This is a genomic window from Mesorhizobium sp. M1328 (assembly GCF_040318075.1).
Taxonomy (GTDB): Bacteria; Pseudomonadota; Alphaproteobacteria; order Rhizobiales; family Rhizobiaceae; genus Mesorhizobium.
The window spans coordinates 50,763-69,293 of sequence record NZ_JAMYLO010000019.1 but is presented as its reverse complement, the minus strand read 5'-3'; the positions used below and the strand labels follow the sequence as shown (position 1 = coordinate 69,293).

The 18,531-nt window shown below is 61.4% G+C and carries 19 protein-coding genes; 8 read left to right on the top strand and 11 right to left on the bottom strand.

Annotated elements, in window-relative coordinates:
• The first annotated feature begins 10 nt into the window (after nucleotides 1-10).
• Nucleotides 11-1,774: an acyl-CoA dehydrogenase family protein gene (locus NKH23_RS26590; protein WP_352720593.1), complete on the top strand. Its 1,764-nt coding sequence runs from the start codon at nucleotides 11-13 to the stop codon at nucleotides 1,772-1,774.
• A gap of 53 nt (nucleotides 1,775-1,827) precedes the next feature.
• Nucleotides 1,828-2,580: a crotonase/enoyl-CoA hydratase family protein gene (locus tag NKH23_RS26585; RefSeq protein WP_352720591.1), complete on the top strand. Its 753-nt coding sequence runs from the start codon at nucleotides 1,828-1,830 to the stop codon at nucleotides 2,578-2,580.
• Between the two features lie 71 nt (nucleotides 2,581-2,651).
• Here the strand turns inward: NKH23_RS26585 and NKH23_RS26580 are convergent, their stop codons facing one another.
• From NKH23_RS26580 to pdxH, 3 genes are all read right to left on the bottom strand, one after another.
• Nucleotides 2,652-2,927 (bottom strand): hypothetical protein, encoded by a 276-nt coding sequence (locus NKH23_RS26580; RefSeq protein ID WP_353035754.1) that lies wholly within the window; start codon nucleotides 2,925-2,927, stop codon nucleotides 2,652-2,654.
• Nucleotides 2,928-3,060: 133 nt separating this feature from the next.
• Nucleotides 3,061-3,306, bottom strand: a complete 246-nt coding sequence (locus tag NKH23_RS26575; RefSeq protein WP_352915782.1) for a CopG family ribbon-helix-helix protein — start codon at nucleotides 3,304-3,306, stop codon at nucleotides 3,061-3,063.
• 169 nt (nucleotides 3,307-3,475) lie between these two features.
• A complete protein-coding gene (pdxH, locus tag NKH23_RS26570; protein ID WP_292663882.1) occupies nucleotides 3,476-4,093 on the bottom strand; it encodes a pyridoxamine 5'-phosphate oxidase in 618 nt (205 codons plus the stop codon).
• 39 nt (nucleotides 4,094-4,132) lie between these two features.
• On the opposite strand from pdxH, the gene NKH23_RS26565 reads away from it, so the two are divergent.
• Both NKH23_RS26565 and NKH23_RS26560 read left to right on the top strand, forming a co-directional pair.
• Nucleotides 4,133-4,594 (top strand): RT0821/Lpp0805 family surface protein, encoded by a 462-nt coding sequence (locus NKH23_RS26565; RefSeq protein ID WP_352720589.1) that lies wholly within the window; start codon nucleotides 4,133-4,135, stop codon nucleotides 4,592-4,594.
• A 100-nt stretch (nucleotides 4,595-4,694) separates the two neighbouring features.
• A complete protein-coding gene (locus tag NKH23_RS26560; RefSeq protein ID WP_352720587.1) occupies nucleotides 4,695-5,621 on the top strand; it encodes a DnaJ C-terminal domain-containing protein in 927 nt (308 codons plus the stop codon).
• A gap of 140 nt (nucleotides 5,622-5,761) precedes the next feature.
• Here the strand turns inward: NKH23_RS26560 and NKH23_RS26555 are convergent, their stop codons facing one another.
• From NKH23_RS26555 to NKH23_RS26540, 4 genes are all read right to left on the bottom strand, one after another.
• Complete coding sequence (locus tag NKH23_RS26555) at nucleotides 5,762-6,463, bottom strand: adenylate/guanylate cyclase domain-containing protein (protein ID WP_352489592.1); 702 nt, start codon at nucleotides 6,461-6,463, stop codon at nucleotides 5,762-5,764.
• Nucleotides 6,464-6,630: 167 nt separating this feature from the next.
• Nucleotides 6,631-8,175, bottom strand: coding sequence for a S8 family serine peptidase (locus NKH23_RS26550; protein WP_352720583.1), 1,545 nt, complete (start codon nucleotides 8,173-8,175; stop codon nucleotides 6,631-6,633).
• 9 nt (nucleotides 8,176-8,184) lie between these two features.
• A complete protein-coding gene (locus NKH23_RS26545; RefSeq protein ID WP_352720581.1) occupies nucleotides 8,185-9,207 on the bottom strand; it encodes a phosphatase PAP2 family protein in 1,023 nt (340 codons plus the stop codon).
• Nucleotides 9,208-9,290: 83 nt separating this feature from the next.
• Nucleotides 9,291-10,871, bottom strand: coding sequence for a hypothetical protein (locus tag NKH23_RS26540; RefSeq protein WP_352915777.1), 1,581 nt, complete (start codon nucleotides 10,869-10,871; stop codon nucleotides 9,291-9,293).
• 556 nt (nucleotides 10,872-11,427) lie between these two features.
• Between NKH23_RS26540 and fabI the strand changes: the two genes are divergently transcribed.
• A complete protein-coding gene (gene fabI, locus NKH23_RS26535; RefSeq protein ID WP_031211054.1) occupies nucleotides 11,428-12,246 on the top strand; it encodes an enoyl-ACP reductase FabI in 819 nt (272 codons plus the stop codon).
• A gap of 31 nt (nucleotides 12,247-12,277) precedes the next feature.
• Nucleotides 12,278-12,865: a histidine phosphatase family protein gene (locus NKH23_RS26530; RefSeq protein WP_352720577.1), complete on the top strand. Its 588-nt coding sequence runs from the start codon at nucleotides 12,278-12,280 to the stop codon at nucleotides 12,863-12,865.
• A gap of 596 nt (nucleotides 12,866-13,461) precedes the next feature.
• On the opposite strand, the gene NKH23_RS26525 is transcribed toward NKH23_RS26530, so the two are convergent.
• The 4 genes from NKH23_RS26525 to NKH23_RS26510 all read right to left on the bottom strand — a co-directional run bounded on the left by NKH23_RS26525 (nucleotide 13,462) and on the right by NKH23_RS26510 (nucleotide 15,902).
• Nucleotides 13,462-14,046, bottom strand: a complete 585-nt coding sequence (locus tag NKH23_RS26525; RefSeq protein WP_352977275.1) for a hypothetical protein — start codon at nucleotides 14,044-14,046, stop codon at nucleotides 13,462-13,464.
• 245 nt (nucleotides 14,047-14,291) lie between these two features.
• A complete protein-coding gene (gene greA, locus NKH23_RS26520) occupies nucleotides 14,292-14,774 on the bottom strand; it encodes a transcription elongation factor GreA (RefSeq protein WP_352912453.1) in 483 nt (160 codons plus the stop codon).
• Between the two features lie 161 nt (nucleotides 14,775-14,935).
• Nucleotides 14,936-15,301 carry a VOC family protein gene (locus NKH23_RS26515; protein ID WP_352468309.1) on the bottom strand — a complete coding sequence of 122 codons (366 nt, stop codon included), beginning with the start codon at nucleotides 15,299-15,301 and terminating at the stop codon, nucleotides 14,936-14,938.
• A gap of 337 nt (nucleotides 15,302-15,638) precedes the next feature.
• Nucleotides 15,639-15,902 (bottom strand): DUF1344 domain-containing protein, encoded by a 264-nt coding sequence (locus NKH23_RS26510; RefSeq protein ID WP_023716902.1) that lies wholly within the window; start codon nucleotides 15,900-15,902, stop codon nucleotides 15,639-15,641.
• 274 nt (nucleotides 15,903-16,176) lie between these two features.
• Here NKH23_RS26510 and aroC point away from each other — a divergent pair, with 274 nt between their 5' ends.
• Both aroC and ribB read left to right on the top strand, forming a co-directional pair.
• Nucleotides 16,177-17,277: a chorismate synthase gene (aroC, locus tag NKH23_RS26505; RefSeq protein ID WP_352716415.1), complete on the top strand. Its 1,101-nt coding sequence runs from the start codon at nucleotides 16,177-16,179 to the stop codon at nucleotides 17,275-17,277.
• Nucleotides 17,278-17,392: 115 nt separating this feature from the next.
• Nucleotides 17,393-18,493, top strand: a complete 1,101-nt coding sequence (gene ribB / locus NKH23_RS26500) for a 3,4-dihydroxy-2-butanone-4-phosphate synthase (protein ID WP_023716904.1) — start codon at nucleotides 17,393-17,395, stop codon at nucleotides 18,491-18,493.
• The last annotated feature ends 38 nt before the right edge of the window (nucleotides 18,494-18,531 follow it).

The window sequence follows — 18,531 nt, the reverse complement described above, 5'->3', positions numbered from 1 at the left end:
AGCGAGCGCGATGTATCGGGCACCGGTCGAGGAAATCGCCTTCACCCTGAAGCATGTCGCTGGCTTGAAGGCGGCGCTCGATGCCGGCACCTTTGGCGAACTCGGCGAGGACCTCGTCGACGCCATTCTGGCCGAAGCTGGCCGTTTCGCCAGCGAGGAGGTGGCGCCGCTCTACAAGGTCGGCGACCAGCACGGCGCGGTGCTCAACGGCGCTGCCGTCACTACCCCGCCCGGCTGGAAGGAACTTTATCGCCGCTGGATCGGCGGCGGCTGGAATGCGCTGTCCGCGCCGGAAGCTTATGGCGGCCAGGCGCTTCCGGCCATGCTCGGCGTCGCCGCGCTCGAAATGTGGAACTCCGCCTCGATGGCGTTCGGCATCGCCCCGACGCTGACCATGGGCGCGGTCGAAGCACTCGACAAGCATGGCTCGCAGGCACTCAAGGCCAAATATCTGGAAAAGCTGGTCTCCGGCGAATGGATGGGCACCATGAACCTGACCGAGCCGCAGGCAGGCTCGGACCTGAATGCCTTGCGAACCCGCGCCGAACCGGCCGGCGACGGCACCTACCGCATCTTCGGGCAAAAGATATTCATCACCTATGGCGAGCACGATTTCACCGACAACATCATCCATCTGGTGCTGGCGCGGCTGCCGGACGCGCCGCCCGGCACGCGCGGCCTGTCGCTGTTCCTGGTGCCGAAATTCCTGGTCGGCGACGACGGCGCGCTGGGCGCACGCAACGACGTCTTCTGCTCGGGGCTGGAGCACAAACTGGGCATCCACGCTTCGCCGACCTGCACCATGATCTATGGCGACGGCTTCGAAGGCAGCAGGCCCGGCGCGATCGGCTGGCTGGTCGGCGAGGAGAACAAGGGCCTCGCCTGCATGTTCACCATGATGAACAATGCGCGCCTTGCCGTCGGCATGCAGGGCGTGGCGGTCGCCGAGGCGGCGATGCAGAAGGCGCTCGCCTATGCAAACGACCGCCGGCAAGGCAAGGCGGCGAGCTATCGCGGTGCCGGCATGGCGCCGATCGTGCATCACCCCGACATCCAGCGCAGTCTTCTGACCATGAAGGCGCTGACCCAGATTGCCCGCGCCATCTGCTATTCCTGCGCCCACGCCATCGATCTTGCGTCGCACAGCGAAGATGCAAAGCACTGGCAGGAGCGCGCCAATCTGTTGACCCCGCTGGCCAAGGCCTTTTCGACCGATGTCGGCGTCGAGGTCGCCTCGCTTGGGCTGCAGGTGCATGGCGGCATGGGGTTCATCGAGGAGACAGGGGCCGCAGCGCTTTATCGCGACGCGCGCATCGCGCCCATTTACGAAGGCACCAATGGCATCCAGGCGATCGATCTGGTGACGCGCAAGCTGCCGCTCGGCGGCGGCCGGCATGTGCATGGCTACATCGCCGAACTCAAGGCCGCCGCCAATGCGGTGCGAGCGTCGAACCTTGAAGGCTTCGGCCGCACCGCCGATCGCCTCGACCAGGCGCTCGACGACCTGTCACAGGCGAGCCGTTTCCTGCAAGACCTGCAGGCCGAAGGCCGTTCGGACGAGGCGCTGGCCGGCGCCACACCTTATCTCAGGCTGATCTCGCTTGCCGCTGGCGGGGCCTATCTGGCGTGCGGCGCGCTTGCCGACCAAAACCGCATCGCGCTGTGCCGCTTCTTCGCCGAGAACCTGCTTGGCGAGGTGGGCGCGCTGAAGGAGCGCGTCATCGGCGGCGCCGACAGCCTTGCCGTTGCCGGCAAGGCGCTGATTTCAGTCTGACGTTCGCACGCGCCGAAATTCACAAAGGCCCGAAATTCACAAAGGACGAATCCGTGACAGACCACATCCTCGTCGAGCGCCAGGGCGCCATCCAGATCATCCGCATCAACCGTCCGGACAAGAAGAACGCCCTGACCCGCGCCATGTACGCGACGATGTCGGCGGCTCTTGCCGGCGGCGACGCCGATCCGGCGATCCGTGTTCATGTCTTTCTCGGCGTGCCCGGTGCCTTCTCGTCCGGCAACGACCTTGCCGATTTCATGGTCGTCGCCTCGGGCGGCGAAGGCGGTTCCGAGGTCTGGGATTTCCTGATGGCGCTGGCCAAGGTGGAAAAGCCGATGGTTTCCGGCGTCGACGGCATTGCGGTCGGTATCGGCACCACGCTCAACCTGCATTGCGACCTGACCTTCGCCACGCCGCGCACAATATTCCGGACGCCCTTCGTCGATCTCGGCCTTGTGCCGGAGGCCGGTTCGAGCCTGCTCGCGCCGCAGATCCTCGGCCGCCAAGGCGCCTTCGCGCTGCTTGGCCTCGGCGAGGGCTTTTCGGCCGAGCGGGCGAAGGCCGCCGGGCTGATCTACGAGGTGGTCGAGGAGGGGGAACTCGAAGCATCGGTGTTGGCGGCGGCGGGCCAGATCGCCGCCAAGCCGCCGCAAGCGCTGAAGATAGCGCGCGACCTGATGCGCGGCTCGCGCGACGCCCTTGTCGAGCGCATCGGCCAGGAAAGCCAGCATTTCCGCGAGCGGCTCAAATCCGACGAGGCCCGCGCAGCCTTGACGGCCTTCATGACCAGGAAAAAGGCCTAGACCTTCTGGCCTTGTCTCGCATCGTGGACCCGCCGGCAACAACCGGCGGGTTTCTTGCCACGATCTCTTTGTCACATCGCCATTTTTTTACATTCGGCCTGGGCCTTTGCCGAAGACGTGTCGATCATGAATGTCTTGCCTTTGGCGTCGGTCATCAACATCATGCAATGCTTGATCGGTTTCGCCATTTTCATCATTTCGGCGCTCATCTTCGCGTCGGGCATCATAGTGCCCTTATGCCCATCGGGCATGATCGCCATGACCTCCCCACCCTTCATCACCGTCATTGTCCCCATCGCGTCCTCCGCAAAGGCTTGCGAAGCGAAAAGGCAGGCAAGACCGGCCATCGTGACCAACCTGAGTGAATGCATTGCTTCCTCCTGAATTTGCGCCAGCGGCGCGTTGAGCCCTTTCCTGGTTCGTTGCGGCAAGCTGGAACGTTTCACGCACACGAGATCGTGATAGTGGGAATTGGGTGGCTTATGCCTGGCGGGTGGACTTTACGTATTTCCCGACAACCGCCTTCACCTCGCCGGCACTGGCAAAATCGCCGCGCGAGGCGTCAGCCAATCCTGCCTCGACCTCGGCGAGTTGCCATTCTTCACTGGCTACAAAATCCTCGATGGCCTGCGCAGCCACATAGGAGCACGAGCGGTCGAGCTTTTCTGCAAGCTGGCCTAACCTGTCTGCAGTTTCGTCTGGAACGCGCACGGTAAAAGCGGTCATGGTCACATTCTTCTGGTTCACTATGATGAGTGTGAACCAAAGTGGTTCGTCAAGAACCACTCAACCGTCACCGGTGCTCGGTCGCGATCCGGATGCCGAGCCCGATCAGCACCATTCCAGTCACGCCCTCGATGCCGCGGCGGATCGGCGGCCGGCGCGGCATCGTTTTCTACGGATAAAGCCTCACCTTGTCCCAGCCGCCCTCGGCGTTGCGCGAAAAGACGACACGGTCGTGCAGCCGGAACGGACGGTCGTGCCAGAACTCGATGGTCTGCGGCACGATGCGGAAGCCCGACCAGTGTTTTGGCCGCGGAATGTCGCCGATCGCGTGGCGCGCCGTATATTCGGCAACCGCCTTTTCCAGCGCGAAGCGGCTTTCCAGCGGCCGCGACTGTTTGGAGGCCCAGGCGCCGATGCGGCTGCCGCGCGGGCGGGTCGCGTAATAGGCATCGGCTTCGGCGTCGGTGACGATCTCCACCGGGCCGCGCGCCCGCACCTGCCGGCGCAGAGATTTCCAGTGGAAGCACATCGCCGCTTTCATGCTGCCCAGGATCTCGCGGCCCTTGGCGCTCTCGAAATTCGTGTAGAAGACGAAGCCGCCCTCATCGAAGCCCTTGAGCAGCACCATGCGCACGTTCGGCATGCCCTCGGCATCGACCGTCGCCAGCGCCACGCTGTTGGGGTCGTTGATCTCGCTCTTCGTCGCGTCGTCGAGCCACGCCGCAAAAAGCCGGAACGGCTCCGCCGCCTCGGTAAAGTCACCGCTTGTTAACCCGGTTTCGCTCATAGTTTTCCCAAATTTGTCGCCGGCTGGGGAGATTGCCGATTGTCGCGTATCGCGCAAGCTTTTGACAGTGGGCAATGGAGCGTTATCGCTTCGGCCAGCGCCAAAGCCATGATCGTGATAATCGTCCTGCCGCTTGTCGCCTGTGGCGGTGGCGGCTTCAGCCTGGAACAGGCGGAGGTCGACCGCTCGGTGCTGACCTCGAGCACGCCGGCCTCGGTCACGCCGCTCGATCAGGACCGCGCTTCCGACCAGGCCACGATCCGCAACGCCGTGTCCTCCGCCGACGTCGAGCAACTGGCCGGGCAGGCCGTTCCCTGGGCGAATGCCGACACCGGCTCACGCGGCTCCATCACCGAGCTCGCAGAATTCAGAGCTAACGGCGAGACATGCCGTCGCTTCACAGCGTCGCGCGAAAGCTTCGACGGCGTCGCGCTGTTCAAAGGCGAAGTATGCCTGGTCGGTGGCAGCGCCTGGCGAATGCAGGACTTCAAGGCGCTCTGATTTTCCTTCGCCGATGTGGCGGTAACCCACTGGAATTTCTTCCTATGCAAGCGCATATAGGAGGCGATCATGGTTCCACTCCTTCTCCAGGGCAGTAAGCATGCGCGACCCCTATGAGGTGCTGGGCGTTGCCAAGAACGCATCGGCCAAGGACATAAAATCGGCGTACCGGAAGCTCGCCAAGAAGTATCATCCGGACCAGAACCCGGATCCCAAGGCAAAGGAGCGTTTTGCCGCCGCCAACCAGGCTTACGAGATCGTCGGCGACGAGAAGAACCGGGCGGCTTTCGATCGCGGTGAGATCGATGCCGAAGGCAAACCGCGGTTCCAGGGGTTCGAAGGCGCGACTGGCGGCGCCGATCCTTTCGCCGGTTTCCGCCGGCAGCAAGGGCCGGGCGGCGCGCATTTCGAATTCCGCACGGGCCGTCCCGGCGGTGATCCGTTCGACGGCAACAGCGACATCTTCAGCCAGATCTTCGGCGATGCTTTCACCCAGCAGCGCGGCGCCGGCACGGGCGGCCGCCGTCAGGCCTCGACCGCCGCCGATCTGAACGTGACGCTGGACGTCACCATCGAGGAAGCCGCCACCGCGGAGAAGGTGACGGCGATGTTCCCCGACGGCCGCAAGATGGCGGTCAAGCTGCCGGCCTATGTCGAGGACGGCCAGACCATCCGCCTGAAAGGCCAGGGTGAGCAAGGGCCGGGGCAGCCGGGCGATGCACTGGTCAAGATCCGCTTTCGCCGGCACCCTCGCTACCGCGTCGAGGGCCGCGACCTGCATGTCGACCTGCCGGTGGAACTGGCCGATGCGGTGCATGGCGCCAAGGTGGCGGTCGAAACCCCGACCGGCAGGATTGCGGTCAATGTCCCCCCTTGGTCGAGCTCGGACAAGGTTCTGCGGCTGAAGGGCAGGGGCCTGCCGGAAAAGGCCGGCGGTCACGGCGACCTCTACGCGCATGTGCGGCTGATGCTGCCGGAAGGCGGCGACACCGAGCTCGAGGCGCTGATGCGCCGGCGAAAGGGCTGACGGTCGAAAAGGCCAGCGCTTGATACCGCGTGCGAAAAGCGGGCATGAGTGGTTTCATGCCGTCGATTATCGACAGGAAACGAGCAACCAGCGCCAGGAGCCGCTATTTGGCCGAAGTAGGTTCAACGTCAGCTAACGCCTCAAAGGCCGACATTTGCACGCGCCATAGTTCTGCTTCGCGAACACGGCCGACGCCAGTCGACCGACTGGCGATGAGCCAGTTCGGCGGGGGTTAGCCGCACAAGCTTGTAGGGGTCGATCGATGCAGTCGCCAGGCCAGCAAGGTGGAGGGTCGCACCGCTGACCATCACCAGCGCGTCGACGCCTGCGCCATTCTCCCTCTTGCCAGCCTGCTCGACGTGGCGGGCGAAATTTACCTCCGAGCCGACCAGAAAAGAGAAATCCCACTGGCGATCGTTGACGAACATCACCTCGCCGGAGTGTAGGCCGATCCTGATGCGGCGCGACAGGGAGCCCATTGAGCGCTTCCAAGCGTTGCCGAGCGAGATTTCCGGTACCAGTTCCGCGACGGCGGCCAGCGCCTTTAGCGCCGTTTCGCTGGGCGTCATTTCGCTCCCCAGCCAGAGAGCTAGCACGCCGTCGCCTGTAAAGTTTTGGACGATCCCCCCTTGGGCCACCACGACCTGGCGGGTCAACGTGAAGTGCTCGATCATGAACCGCGTGGTTTCGACCAGGCCAAGCGCGCTCGCCAAGCCGGTCGAGTCCTCCACGTCGGTAAACATGATCGTGGCGATGGCGCGCTGGAATTTCGTTTCACCCATGCCGAATGACGGGAGCACGCGGTCAGTCTGTGAATTCGTATAGGCAGTGATCGGATGCATTGGAGTCCGGTCCCCGAGCGGTTTCAAACGTCGCTCGAATATGACTGGACGGCGTAGGCGGATCGTAAGCCCGCCGTGGCGGGCACGTCAGAATTACGTCAGAAATCCATTCGGGCCCTGCTTTAGCGGCTTGCAGCCGACCTTTTTAGTCAAATTCGGCGGGACCCTCAGCTCAGCAACTTACGGAGGTCAAGCAGCCCCGCTCCAAACTGCTGATCGAACGAAGGCACCCTTCTCTCGCAATTAGGGCTGTCCGGTAGAATCGGAACGTCAGCTTTTTCAAGCCAAGCCCATGAAACCTCCTTTGCGCCCGACTGGCTCATCTTCGCCTTAACCTCTATGCCGTTGAGCGGCCTACCGGTGGAGCGATGTTTCGACTGCAACAAAGCGGCTGCTCCCGCGACGATGGCCGAGGCTGCAGATGTTCCGCCAAATACCGTGTAGAGCCCGGCGCGGTCTCTGCTTTCGACGCCCGGTGGCTGGATCCCTTCCAGCTGTCCGCCGGAATAGCCGTGGTGGCCCGGGATGTCGGTGGTGAGCACGCCCTGTGGCGCGTATTCAACCTGGGGGAGCTTCTCGTAGATCTCGAAATTGTGGTCACGTGAACGCGGCGACTCCCTGTCCAGTCGTATTTGGCAGCGCGTAAACACCTCCTGGTCGTCGGACGGCGCGGAAATGGTGACGGAATTGTCGGTCGGATCGCCGCTGTAGTTGGAATATGCTGAACGTCTCGCCAGATAGGTGGCGGCCGCCACCGCAACCACGCCGTTGCTTTCGCCCGCCTTGCTCGCCGGGTAAATCAGATGGTCGTAGCCATTGTTGCCGGCTGCGCAGATGATGGGGATTTCCTCGCTGATCGCCTCGAAAACCTTCTCGAAATAATCCCAAATTGGCTTTGCCTGTTCGACCGAAGTATATCTGCTGTCGCCATATCCAGAATAGGAACGGTGCGCTCGCCATGGATCGGGTACTTCCCGGGGAAAGTGTATGACTGAAACCTTCTGGTCGCGGGCATAGAGGAACGCCAGAATGAGCTGCGCTGCGTCGGGCCGTGCTGAAATCTCGATCGGCAGGAGTTCAGCGCCTGGGGCGACCCCCCAATAAGGTATTGCGCCTTCACCGTTGCTAAATTGCCTCAACTTCGCGGGCGAGGCCGCAGGGGCGCCGACCATCAGCCCAGCGCAGGCGGTCCCGTGCGCTGAGTAGCGCATACGCGAGGTCTCAGCAGTCTCCTGAATTACGCCGCGCCCATCTTTCAGTGCTCGAAGCAGCGATTTCTGAACCTCGACTTCCTGCGCATTGTTTCTCGATTTGATCAGGCCTGCCGCCCATGCCCAGGTATCGTCGCTCACAAAGCTCTTGCTCTGCTTTTTTTCCGGCCCTCGCAAGACGGGCGGTTGCTTGGGTGTGACGTAACTCAACCCGAAAGGGTGAGCGGCGAAGCTGACCGCAGCGCGGATACGAGGCTCGAGATTGGGATGGCTTGAGTTCACCCCCGTATCGATCTGGGCAATGACCTCGCCGTAACCGGGCTTGTCAGTACCCAACAAATCCCAGGCGTCGGCCTCCAGCAGGTATGCGGCCTCGTGCGGCAACCGCGCTTCAGGGATGCGCGGACGATCACGTAAGGCGCCGATTGCGATCAGGTGCCACAGGTAGTGATACCAGTCATAACAAAGATGGCCTTCGCCCTTCTTGATGTCGTCCGTCATGGCACCTACCTACCATTCGCTCTGGGCGCGTCGGATCGTTTCATCCATCGCGTCCACCAAATACGGAGAAATGCGCGCAGCCAGTTCCTCGCCGGCATCGGTGTCGCTGGCGTAGTGCAGCCCGGCCCATTCCCTATTCTCGGCCACCCGGCGGGCGCGCTCATAAAGCGCGGTTACGCCGGCGTGCTCGGGCAACATCCGTTGCAGAACGTTCGCCACCGCAAATGACTGAAATGAATGGTTGGACGGGTAGGAAGCGTGCGAAGGAACCGGAAGCGCCGGCCGCAGCCTCGGCTCAATGATGTTGGGCCGTGGCCGATTGAATCGATCTTTGTAGTTGAGCCCGATCTCCTCCGTGAGTTCAAGGATCGCAACAATCAATGCGCATGTCCCCTCGAAGCCCGCGAGAGTGTCTATTCCGAGCGGTGCCGTGTAGTCCAAAATCCCGAACGATGCCTGGCGGACGATCTCCTCGCGCCGCAGCGGGTCACCTTCCCTCCTCTTCTGCAGATCGATAAGCGCTTCTGTCTCCCTGAGGCTCTCTGAAGGTCCGGGCGGGGGATCGATAAGAATGTCCTCCCAGATCGCGCCGAGATATTTGTTGGCGACGCTTAGTCCGATCCTGTGCAAGGCGCGCTTGTCATGCCACGCCGGCAAAGCCTCCTCGCCAGTTTCGAAAGCCGTTTGCCCCCTGCCGCGTCCCCGTCCTCGTCCGCGCCCTCTGCCCCTGCCTCGACCTCGACCTGCGCTCGGCCCCGCCCGGAAGGCTGGCGAAAGGCGCATGACACCCTCCACAGGGTCATCAGAAATCGTTATCACGATCTGCTCTTCTTGAATCGACAGAAGGCTGCTCTTGGTCATCATAGACACGAAAGGATGCAGTTTTTCGCCGCCTTTATTTTTGATGTATTCCTCAAGAGATTTTTCAGGTTTTGCGTCACCCAATATCAGTGGATATTGCCTTATGTCCGATCCACTGACTAAGAAGCGGGCGTTAAACAACTTGTTATTAAGATCAATTATCGACATCATGTCCACCCTCAACTAAAGCTTCTAATTCGATCCGCGCCAAACTGGTGGTCGGAGCCTCGACGTGACGCCTGCGGTGCGCAACGCTAGGGTGCGTACCTTGGCAGCGTTATCCGCGACAGCCCGCTCTTGATAACCGAAACTCCGAGTACGCCTGCAATTGGATAATTCTCCTCTGAAAGCAGCTCGAGCGAGAAATCCGGCTCCCAGGCGCGCAAGCGTTCGACAGTTCGAACTGCTTCCACAGTCTGCCCCAGATGCCCGTGGCAGGCAGCCGAGTATCTCAAAGCGGGTAGGTATGTGGGTTGCTGCGCAAGGACACGCTCGCCGTGACGTATCCCCTCCTCGAAGCGCCCGTTCAGAGTTGCCAAGATGCAGCACGTGGTATCGATGCAGTAACGATACAGGGGAGGCCCGCCCAGTGCACGTGCGCGCATCGCATCCTCATAGCCACGCGTCACCTCGCCGAGATAGCCGAGCGTCAAGGCACGCATGTCCCAGCAAATGGCTTGTAGCGGGTTAGCGGCTATCGCTCGATCGGCGAGTTCCAGTGCCTGTGCGTATTCACGAAAGACGAACGAATGGGCATGAGCGGCCAACGCCAGGGTGATAGGATTGAAGGGGGCCACTTCGACGGCGCGACTGGCGCATTCCCGAACCTGATCGTGAAAGGTGTCCGAGCGGCCGACCCGTCTCTCGCCAAAGCGGGTGACAAACACAAACAGCTGCCACCCCAGATACGTGCTACGCGGGTCGAGCTCATATGCTTCAGCGAGCATGCGCTCCGCCGAATCTAGGTCCGTATCGCGCATGCGGAATACCTGTCGCAGCGCTGTCAATGCAAGCCGAGACGCCCGGTGTCGGGGCTCGTCGCGGATGGACTTAGGATCGAGAACGAATTCGAGGATCGAAAATACGATCTGATTGACCAACGACATCAGCTTCAGGCTCGTCGGGCCAGTCAGGTCGGCCAGCTCGAGAAAATCCGTATGCGACCACAAGAGCCGGCTGTCACCGGGCGCAATCAATGCAAATGTCAGGCCCACGCTGTCGCCCATCACCGTTGCCCTGGTTTGCAACAGCCAGTCTGGTAGCGCAGTGTCAGGCGCTTGGGTCAGCGGTCCCTGCGCTTGAAAATCCACGACGTCGACCACTTCGAAATTCAGGATCGATCGAACCACCAGATCCAGGACGAGGTCGCTGACGGCCCTGTTAGCGGAGCCCTCCGTCCACCTGGCATCGCGAAGCAGGCCCAAGCATAGCCGCGACGAATTCAGAAGTGAGGCGCTTCGCTGTCCGGACAACTGATCTGCCGCGGCAACAGGAGAGACGTTTGCTGTCACTGTGCGTGGCCGGGGCCATTGGCTTCTTTGCTCACGAAGCCAATCCTCGAACTCTGGATCGCGAATATCGAGGCCCTCAAGCAGATCACGCGTGGCAGAGCCTTCGGGCGGATCGTTCAAATCGATGCCGATCGAAGCGACGTCGAGTCGAACCACATCACGATCGGTCGAGATTAGATCAAGGCCGGCGCTGCGGAGCGACTTCCGAACCTCGGACAGTTCCTGCCGCAAGCTTGCTGCACCCTGCTCCTCGCCGCGAGTGCTCCAGAGCTTGCTTTGCAGCCATTTTCGGCTCCGCGTACCGTTGGGTGCCAGAGCGAGCATGGCCAAGAGCGCTTTAGACCGTCTGCCATGCGGCGTGACGTCCGCGCCGTCCGCGCTCTCAATCGCGAATGGCCCAATCAATCTAAGGAAAGGATGGCCATCCGAGTACACTAGCGGCCCCTCGCGTCCCCGTACGCTAATATATCATCCACTAATATAAGTCTATCTGTAATTCTCGGCTTCCGTAAGGTCAAACCTACACGTGGCAAAGGATTCGAGACGGGATTTCTGCTGTGACGGAAGGACTCGGTAGCGACACCAGCGGTCGTTCGATGTAAGCGGTCCCATTGTCTGAGTTGGGTCATGAGCGTGACTTCGGCCACGGGCCAAAGGGTCATCTTCGGCCGTGCCACACCGATACCAAGTGTCCGATCTTTCCACTGGCCCACGACTGCAAGGTCAACGTGCTACAGCATTCTTTGCGCGTCCAAAGGATGCGCGGCTCTGTAGACCAGCGGCTTTGTCCCCCGAACTGTCCGCTTTGAACGCTTGAAGGGGCACTGTGGCTGTGCGATAGGCACTCCACAACGTAGAGAACCTTGCGGAGAGCGCTGACATGGCGGGTGGACGGGGCCTTATGGCCGGCAAGCGCGGCCTTATCCTTGGCATCGCCAACAATCGCTCGATCGCTTACGGCATCGCCAAGGCCTGTGTCGACCACGGCGCCGAGATCGCGCTGACCTATCAGGGCGAGGCGTTCAAGAAACGCGTCGAGCCGCTTGCGGCCGAACTGGGCGCGCATGTCGCCGGCCATTGCGACGTGACCGACCCGGCCAGCCTCGATGCGGTGTTCGCCGATATCGCCAGCCATTGGGGCAAGCTCGATTTCCTCGTCCACGCCATCGCCTTTTCCGACAAGGACGAGCTGACCGGTCGCTATGTCGAGACGACGCGCGACAATTTCCTGCGTACCATGGATATTTCGGTCTATTCCTTCACGACCATCGCCAAACGTGCCGAGGCGCTGATGACCGACGGCGGCTCGCTGCTGACGCTGACCTATTACGGCGCGGAAAAGGTAATGCCGCACTACAACGTCATGGGTGTCGCCAAGGCGGCGCTCGAAGCCAGCGTGCGCTATCTGGCCGTCGATCTCGGCGCCAAGAAGATCCGTGTCAACGCGATCTCCGCCGGCCCGATCAAGACGCTTGCCGCATCCGGCATCGGCGACTTCCGCTACATCCTGAAGTGGAACGAATACAATTCGCCGTTGAAGCAGACGGTCACGCAGGAGGAAGTTGGCGATTCCGGCGTCTATTTCCTGTCCGACCTTTCGCGCGGCGTCACCGGCGAGATCCATCATGTCGATTCCGGCTATCATGTCGTCGGCATGAAGGCGGTCGACGCGCCGGATATTTCGACGGTCAAGGACTGACGCCACCGCCTGATCTCTTCCGGAAGACCTGATGTACCCGCTCGTCTATATCGTGCGCCACGGCCAGACGGCGTGGAACGCCGAGGCCCGGCTGCAGGGGCAGGCCGATACCGACCTCAACGAGCTTGGCCGCGAGCAGGCTAGCCGCAACGGGCGTAGGCTGGCCGACCTCATCGACAAGCCCGAAGATTTCGACTTTGTTGCCAGCCCAATGCGGCGCACGCGCGAGACGATGGAGCGCCTGCGCGCGGCGATGAAGCTCGATCCGCATGCCTATCGTACCGAGCCGCTGCTCGTAGAATTGAGCTTTGGCGACTGGCAGGGTTTCACCTTTGCCGAACTCGAGGCGAACAATCCCGGTTCAACCAGGCAACGCCGCCTCGACAAATGGAATTTCCAGCCGCCCGGCGAGGGCGCCGAAAGCTATCAGATGCTGCTCGAACGGGTGAAGCCGTGGTTCGACGCGCTCGATCGCCAGACGGTCTGCGTGACCCATGGCGGCGTCATGCGCGCGCTGTTCCGCTTCGTGCTGGGGATGTCCGAACAAGATGCGGTCAGCATGGAAGTGCCGCAGGACCGCGTGCTCAGGCTGGACGGCCGGCGCCTGGAGTGGCTTTGAGGGGTCAAACTCTCAACGATCAGCCCCTTCTCAGGCATTGAAGGCAGTCGGGACGATGCAAGGTGACCCGACTTCCAGATGGCGAGCCGCGAATAGCCGCTTCGCGCCTAAAGTCGGACATTTAAGCGCAATTAGGGACTGCCAGAAAGCAGACGTTGCGCACGAATCCGGCTATCAAATTGCGTAACATTGGGTATGGAAAGAGCGTCCACAACGCCGAGCGCGAAGGCGCTGTTCAGCCTTGCAGCAAGGAGTGCGATCCATCGCGTTTCGGCAGCATTGTCCAGTGCGGGAAGCCGATCAGTCCTGAGAGCCTTAGCCGTGTGATCATGGCCATCATTGACAAGCCGTCCCTGAACAGCCGAGACCTGTCCAGTCATGGCGCGAGTCGCGGCGTGTTACCTCGCAGCGGGCACAGTGTATTTACCTGCGAAGACCTCTTCTCCGAGATACACCCCGCCGAAAGGGACCGGTCCGGTCTGCCTTTACGGAGACGACGTGGGCGGCAGGCCCAGCCCGGCACAGAGAATGCGATCCGCTAGCGGCACCGCCCGGCCCAGCAAGCTAAGAACCGCTGGCGGGTCTGAGTGGGGCGATCAATCGTCTTCAGCAAAGTCCGTCAATTTCCAGCTGGCTCCATCTTTGCCAAAGACATAGATAAGCGAGCCGCAGAAAGCGGAATACGTGACATTACCTTCATTGGTGTCTTTGACGGGCTTCTCCTTGGCAAGACAATTCCGCTGCGCTATTGTGAAAGCACCCTTCCAGATCAAAGGGAAGTCATCTACTTGCCGTTGGTCATTGTAATAGATGGGATATTTGATCATCTGCGATACGGCTTTTTGGTCGCTCTTGCCGACGGCAGCCTTGAATTTTGTCCAGAAGGCTGCGAATCCGTCATCGCTCTTCGCCGCCAGCGCTGATCCCGCCGATATGAACAGACCAGCCAAAAACAGTCCCTTTGCGATCGCCGACCCGATCGAATTCATGATTGCCCCCAATGAATAATTTTTATTGCCTGTCGTTTGTAAGTTAGCCGACCTTACGAGCATGCTCAATCGGTTATGACTGCCTGTTGTCAGAACGGTCGATATCCGGGAGGCGGACTCACAGTCGCCGTCACGCACCCCTTCGTCGATCAATTTAAGTGCCAACGCGACGGCAGTCGGCTGCGCTGTCATTATGCTATCCGTCGAGCGCGACTGAAACCCGACAGTAAGCAATCGGCCCATTACTCGCCCCTGAGTTGCCGCTATTAAGCGCAGAATGGGTGGCTCGCGGCAAGCTGGCAACCTCCATGTTACGGCGACGGGTGTAACTCGCGCGCGTCACCTGACGGTGTACCAAACGTGACGGTGGCGGTTGACCGCGACGAAGTCACAGAACATGCCTGCAATTCGGTCGAGCGTCGTAGCCCGATGCCCAACTAAGAAATGGACAGGATCTCGAGTTCGCGCTGCCCTAGCTGGACAACGTCGCCAACGGTTTTGCCAATCAATGCGATGGCAACCGATGAACCATGCGATATGGAAGCTTGAGACGGGTTGGCCTCATCCTCACCGACGATGCGGAAGGTCTGAGTGCGGCCATCATCACGCTCGAAGGTAACGGTGTGGCCGAAGGCGATCACTTCATTAGACGTCGGCACCGACATAAGCTGAGCCGTACGGACGCGTTCGGCATAATAGCGCATATCTCGAACCGGAACCGCCGACTGCCATCGCCTCTCGTTGACATCTTCCAGCGCGTTAGCGGCCTCGAGGGCCTGCTGAGCGCGAGCCAATTCATCCTGCAGCATCTTGAGGCCCGCGTCCGTGACGAGGTTGATCCGACCGGAGATAGGGCGAGCCGGCAGGATGGTTTCCGATGCTGTCTCGGCGCTTTCCTCCTTGGCAAATGCTACGCTCAATTGGTCGGGACTCCGTGTCGAACACCGTCGCCGGGGTGGATTCCGGCTCGTCCGCTTTTGATCAAAGACGGCAGAAATCTGTCGTCGGTGGCGGAACGCGACATGACCATGAGCAGACGCATCAAAACCAACCGCCCGCCGTCACCAGCTCTACGTCAGGCTCAGTCCTTTTTGAACTCGAATAGCTCGATGACGTTGCCCGATGGATCTTCGAGCAAGATGGCGCGACCGGCACCGCCGTCGCTGATTTCGCCGCGGAATCTTGCATCAGCCCGGCGCAACCGCTCAATAAGGACATCGACCTCGTTCGTAACGATCATAAATCGGTTCCACCCGCCTGGCTTCGGATCGCCGCCCGCCTGACCACCGCTCCCCGCACCTGGGGCGCTGAGATACAGCGTCAGGTCGTCGCGCAGCAGCGCAGCGAACTTGCCCGGATTGTGCATGTCGATCTTGAAATCGAGATTGTCTCGATAGAACGCGACCGCCTCGTCGACGTCCGCGACGATGTATCGGACGGATGCCATTCAACCTTCTCCTCTGTCTTGTAGCTACAACAGTCAACTCGCGCAAAGGTTTCCCTGTCGGTGGAGCCGAGTGCAGAAGCGGGCTGTCTGGATGTCAGCCGAAGTAGTCGGATGAGGGTTTTTGGACATAGGTCGTATTTCGGCGGTGTGTATGACACTCTATACGACCCACATTGGGTCGGCAGCGTAATGGCTGCTTCTGACAAGCCAGTACCAAAAGCAGACCGTCAACTTCCGGCCCATTTCAGCCGTTCAGTGACAAGCATTCCCATGCCGTTCAGGGCGCTGTGTGCTCGTTTCCACCCGCCGGCTTCGGGATGGATCGGCCGGAAAGACTCTATTCGGTCGATCCGGTGTCCGGCAGTTCCATGTCGGTGACGACGTTCTCGCCATTCGTCACGTCATAGGCGAGGACGATGTCCATGCCCGGCTTCAGCGCATCGAGATCGGTTTCGGCGTTCAGCTTGTAGGACTTGCCGTCGTCCAGCGTCAGCGTCAGCGCATCCTTGTCGACCTTCTTGATCAGGCCTTCGGTCTGGCCGGCGAAGGCGGCGGTGGAAATCAACAGCGTGGCGGCAACAGCGCCAATCAGGATACGCATCATCGTCCTCTTTAATCATTGCCGGTACAGCGGCTCGTCCAACGGAACGGAACTGAGCAGAAACCAATCGAATGTGTCAAAACTAAATCCGCCGGATCACAGTTTGACCACTGTGGAAAACGCCAATAGAAGGCAGGCGACAGCGCCGCGCGTCCTCCTGGACGCGCAAAGGACGCTGTAGCACTTTTGATTTTGTGCATGATCGTTTCCGAAAATCGCTCCGATTTTCGAGGTCATGCGCTAGGCCGGCTCCGCCGCCGGCAGGGCTGGTTCCATGTCGCACAATACGTTCGGCCATCTTTTCCGCGTCACCACCTGGGGCGAAAGCCACGGGCCGGCGCTGGGCTGCGTCGTCGACGGCTGTCCGCCAGGCATCCGCTTCACTCGCGACGAGATCCAGGCCGAGCTGGACAAGCGCCGCCCCGGCCAGTCACGTTTTGTGACGCAGCGTCGCGAACCGGATGAGGTCAAGGTCCTGTCCGGCTTCATTCTCGATGAGGACGGCGAGACGATGATCACCACCGGCACGCCGGTGTCGATGCTGATCGAGAATGTCGACCAGCGCTCCAAGGACTATGGCGACATCGCCCGCCAGTTCCGGCCGGGCCATGCCGATTACACTTACGAGGTCAAATACGGCCTGCGCGATTACCGCGGCGGCGGTCGCTCCTCGGCGCGTGAGACTGCGGCGCGGGTGGCGGCCGGGGCGCTTGCCCGCAAGGTTGTGCCAGGCATGGTGGTGCGCGGCGCGCTGGTGTCGATGGGCGAAAAATCGATCGATCGCGCCAACTGGAACTGGAATTTTGTCGGCGACGCCGAAAACCCGTTCTTCACTCCCGATCCGGCGTCGGTCGCCGTTTTCACCAAATATCTGGACGGCATCCGCAAGGCGGGCTCCTCGGTCGGTGCGGTCATCGAGATCGTCGCCGACGGCGTGCCGGCGGGGCTTGGCGCGCCGATCTATGCCAAGCTCGACCAGGACATCGCCGCCGGCCTGATGTCGATCAACGCCGTCAAGGGCGTCGAGATCGGCAACGGTTTCGAGGCCGCCCGCATCACCGGCGAGGAGAATGCCGATGAGATGCGCATGGGCAATGACGGCAAGCCGGTCTTCCTGTCCAACAATGCCGGCGGCATCCTCGGCGGCATCTCGACCGGCCAGGCGATCGTCGCGCGCTTCGCCGTGAAGCCGACCTCGTCGATCCTGACGCCGCGAAAGTCGATCGACAAGGACGGCAACGATGTCGAGATCATGACCAAGGGCCGGCACGATCCATGCGTCGGCATCCGCGCCGTGCCGATCGGCGAGGCGATGGTTGCCTGCGCCATTGCGGATCATTATCTGCGGCATCGGGGACAGACGGGAAGGGAGTAGGGGAGTAGGGCAGTAGGGCAGTATGTTGGTGCACGCCAAGCAGCCAATTTTTTTCCTTTCCCCTACTGCCGTACTGCCCTATTCCCCTACTCCCCTGCGAGTGAAACGAGCGCTTATGCCTTACGACCAGAAGAAGATCGTTGAAGCCCTGCGCGCCTTCGAGCGCGGCGAGATCGTCGTCGTCATGGACGATGACGGGCGCGAGAACGAGGGTGACCTGATCGTCGCCGCCGTCCATTGCACGCCGGAAAAGATGGCGTTCATCGTGCGCAACACGTCAGGCATCGTCTGCACGCCGATGCCGCGCGAGGAAGCCAAGCGGCTCAACCTGTCGCCGATGGTGGCCGACAATGATTCTGCGCACACCACTGCCTTCACCGTCAGCGTCGACTTCAAGCACGGCACCACGACCGGCATTTCGGCGGACGACCGCACGCTGACGGTGCGCAATCTCGCCAATGGCAATGTCGGCGCGTCCGATTTCGTGCGCCCCGGTCACATCTTTCCGCTGATCGCGCGCGAAGGCGGCGTGCTGATGCGTTCGGGCCATACCGAAGCCGCGGTCGACCTCTGCAAGCTCGCCGGCCTGCCGCCGGTCGGCGTCATTTCCGAGCTGGTCAATGATGACGGCACTGTCATGCGCGGGCCGCAGGTGCAGGCCTTCGCCGAAAAGCACGGGTTGAAGCAGATCTCGGTTGCTGACCTCATCGCCTACCGGCAACGCAAGGAAACGCTGGTCGAACGCGTCGCCTGTTCCGACATCGAGACGCCCGGCGGCAAGGCGCAGGTCTTCACCTACACGCTGCCCTGGGATTCCATGCATCACGTGGCGGTCGTCTTCGGCGATATCCGCGACGGCGTCGAGGTGCCGGTACGCCTTCATTCCGAAGACGTGGTCAGCGACGTCTTCGGCACCAGCCACCGCCTGGACGCCATCATGAAAGCGATGGGCGAGCGCAAGCGCGGCGTCATTGTCTATCTGCGCGAAGGCTCTGTTGGTGTCGCCCATCAGGAGCGCAAGCGGCCGGCTGCCGGCGACCGCGAGGATCATGAAGAGGCGCGCCGGCGCGAGAACGAATGGCGCGAGATCGGCCTCGGCGCGCAAATTCTCAAGGACCTCGGCATTTCCTCGATCAATCTGATCGCCTCGCGCGAGCGCCATTATGTCGGCCTCGAAGGCTTCGGCATCCATATCGCCAAGACCGAGATTCTGTAGGCCGTTCTCACGATGCTGGTATGCGTCCGGCCCTGCTC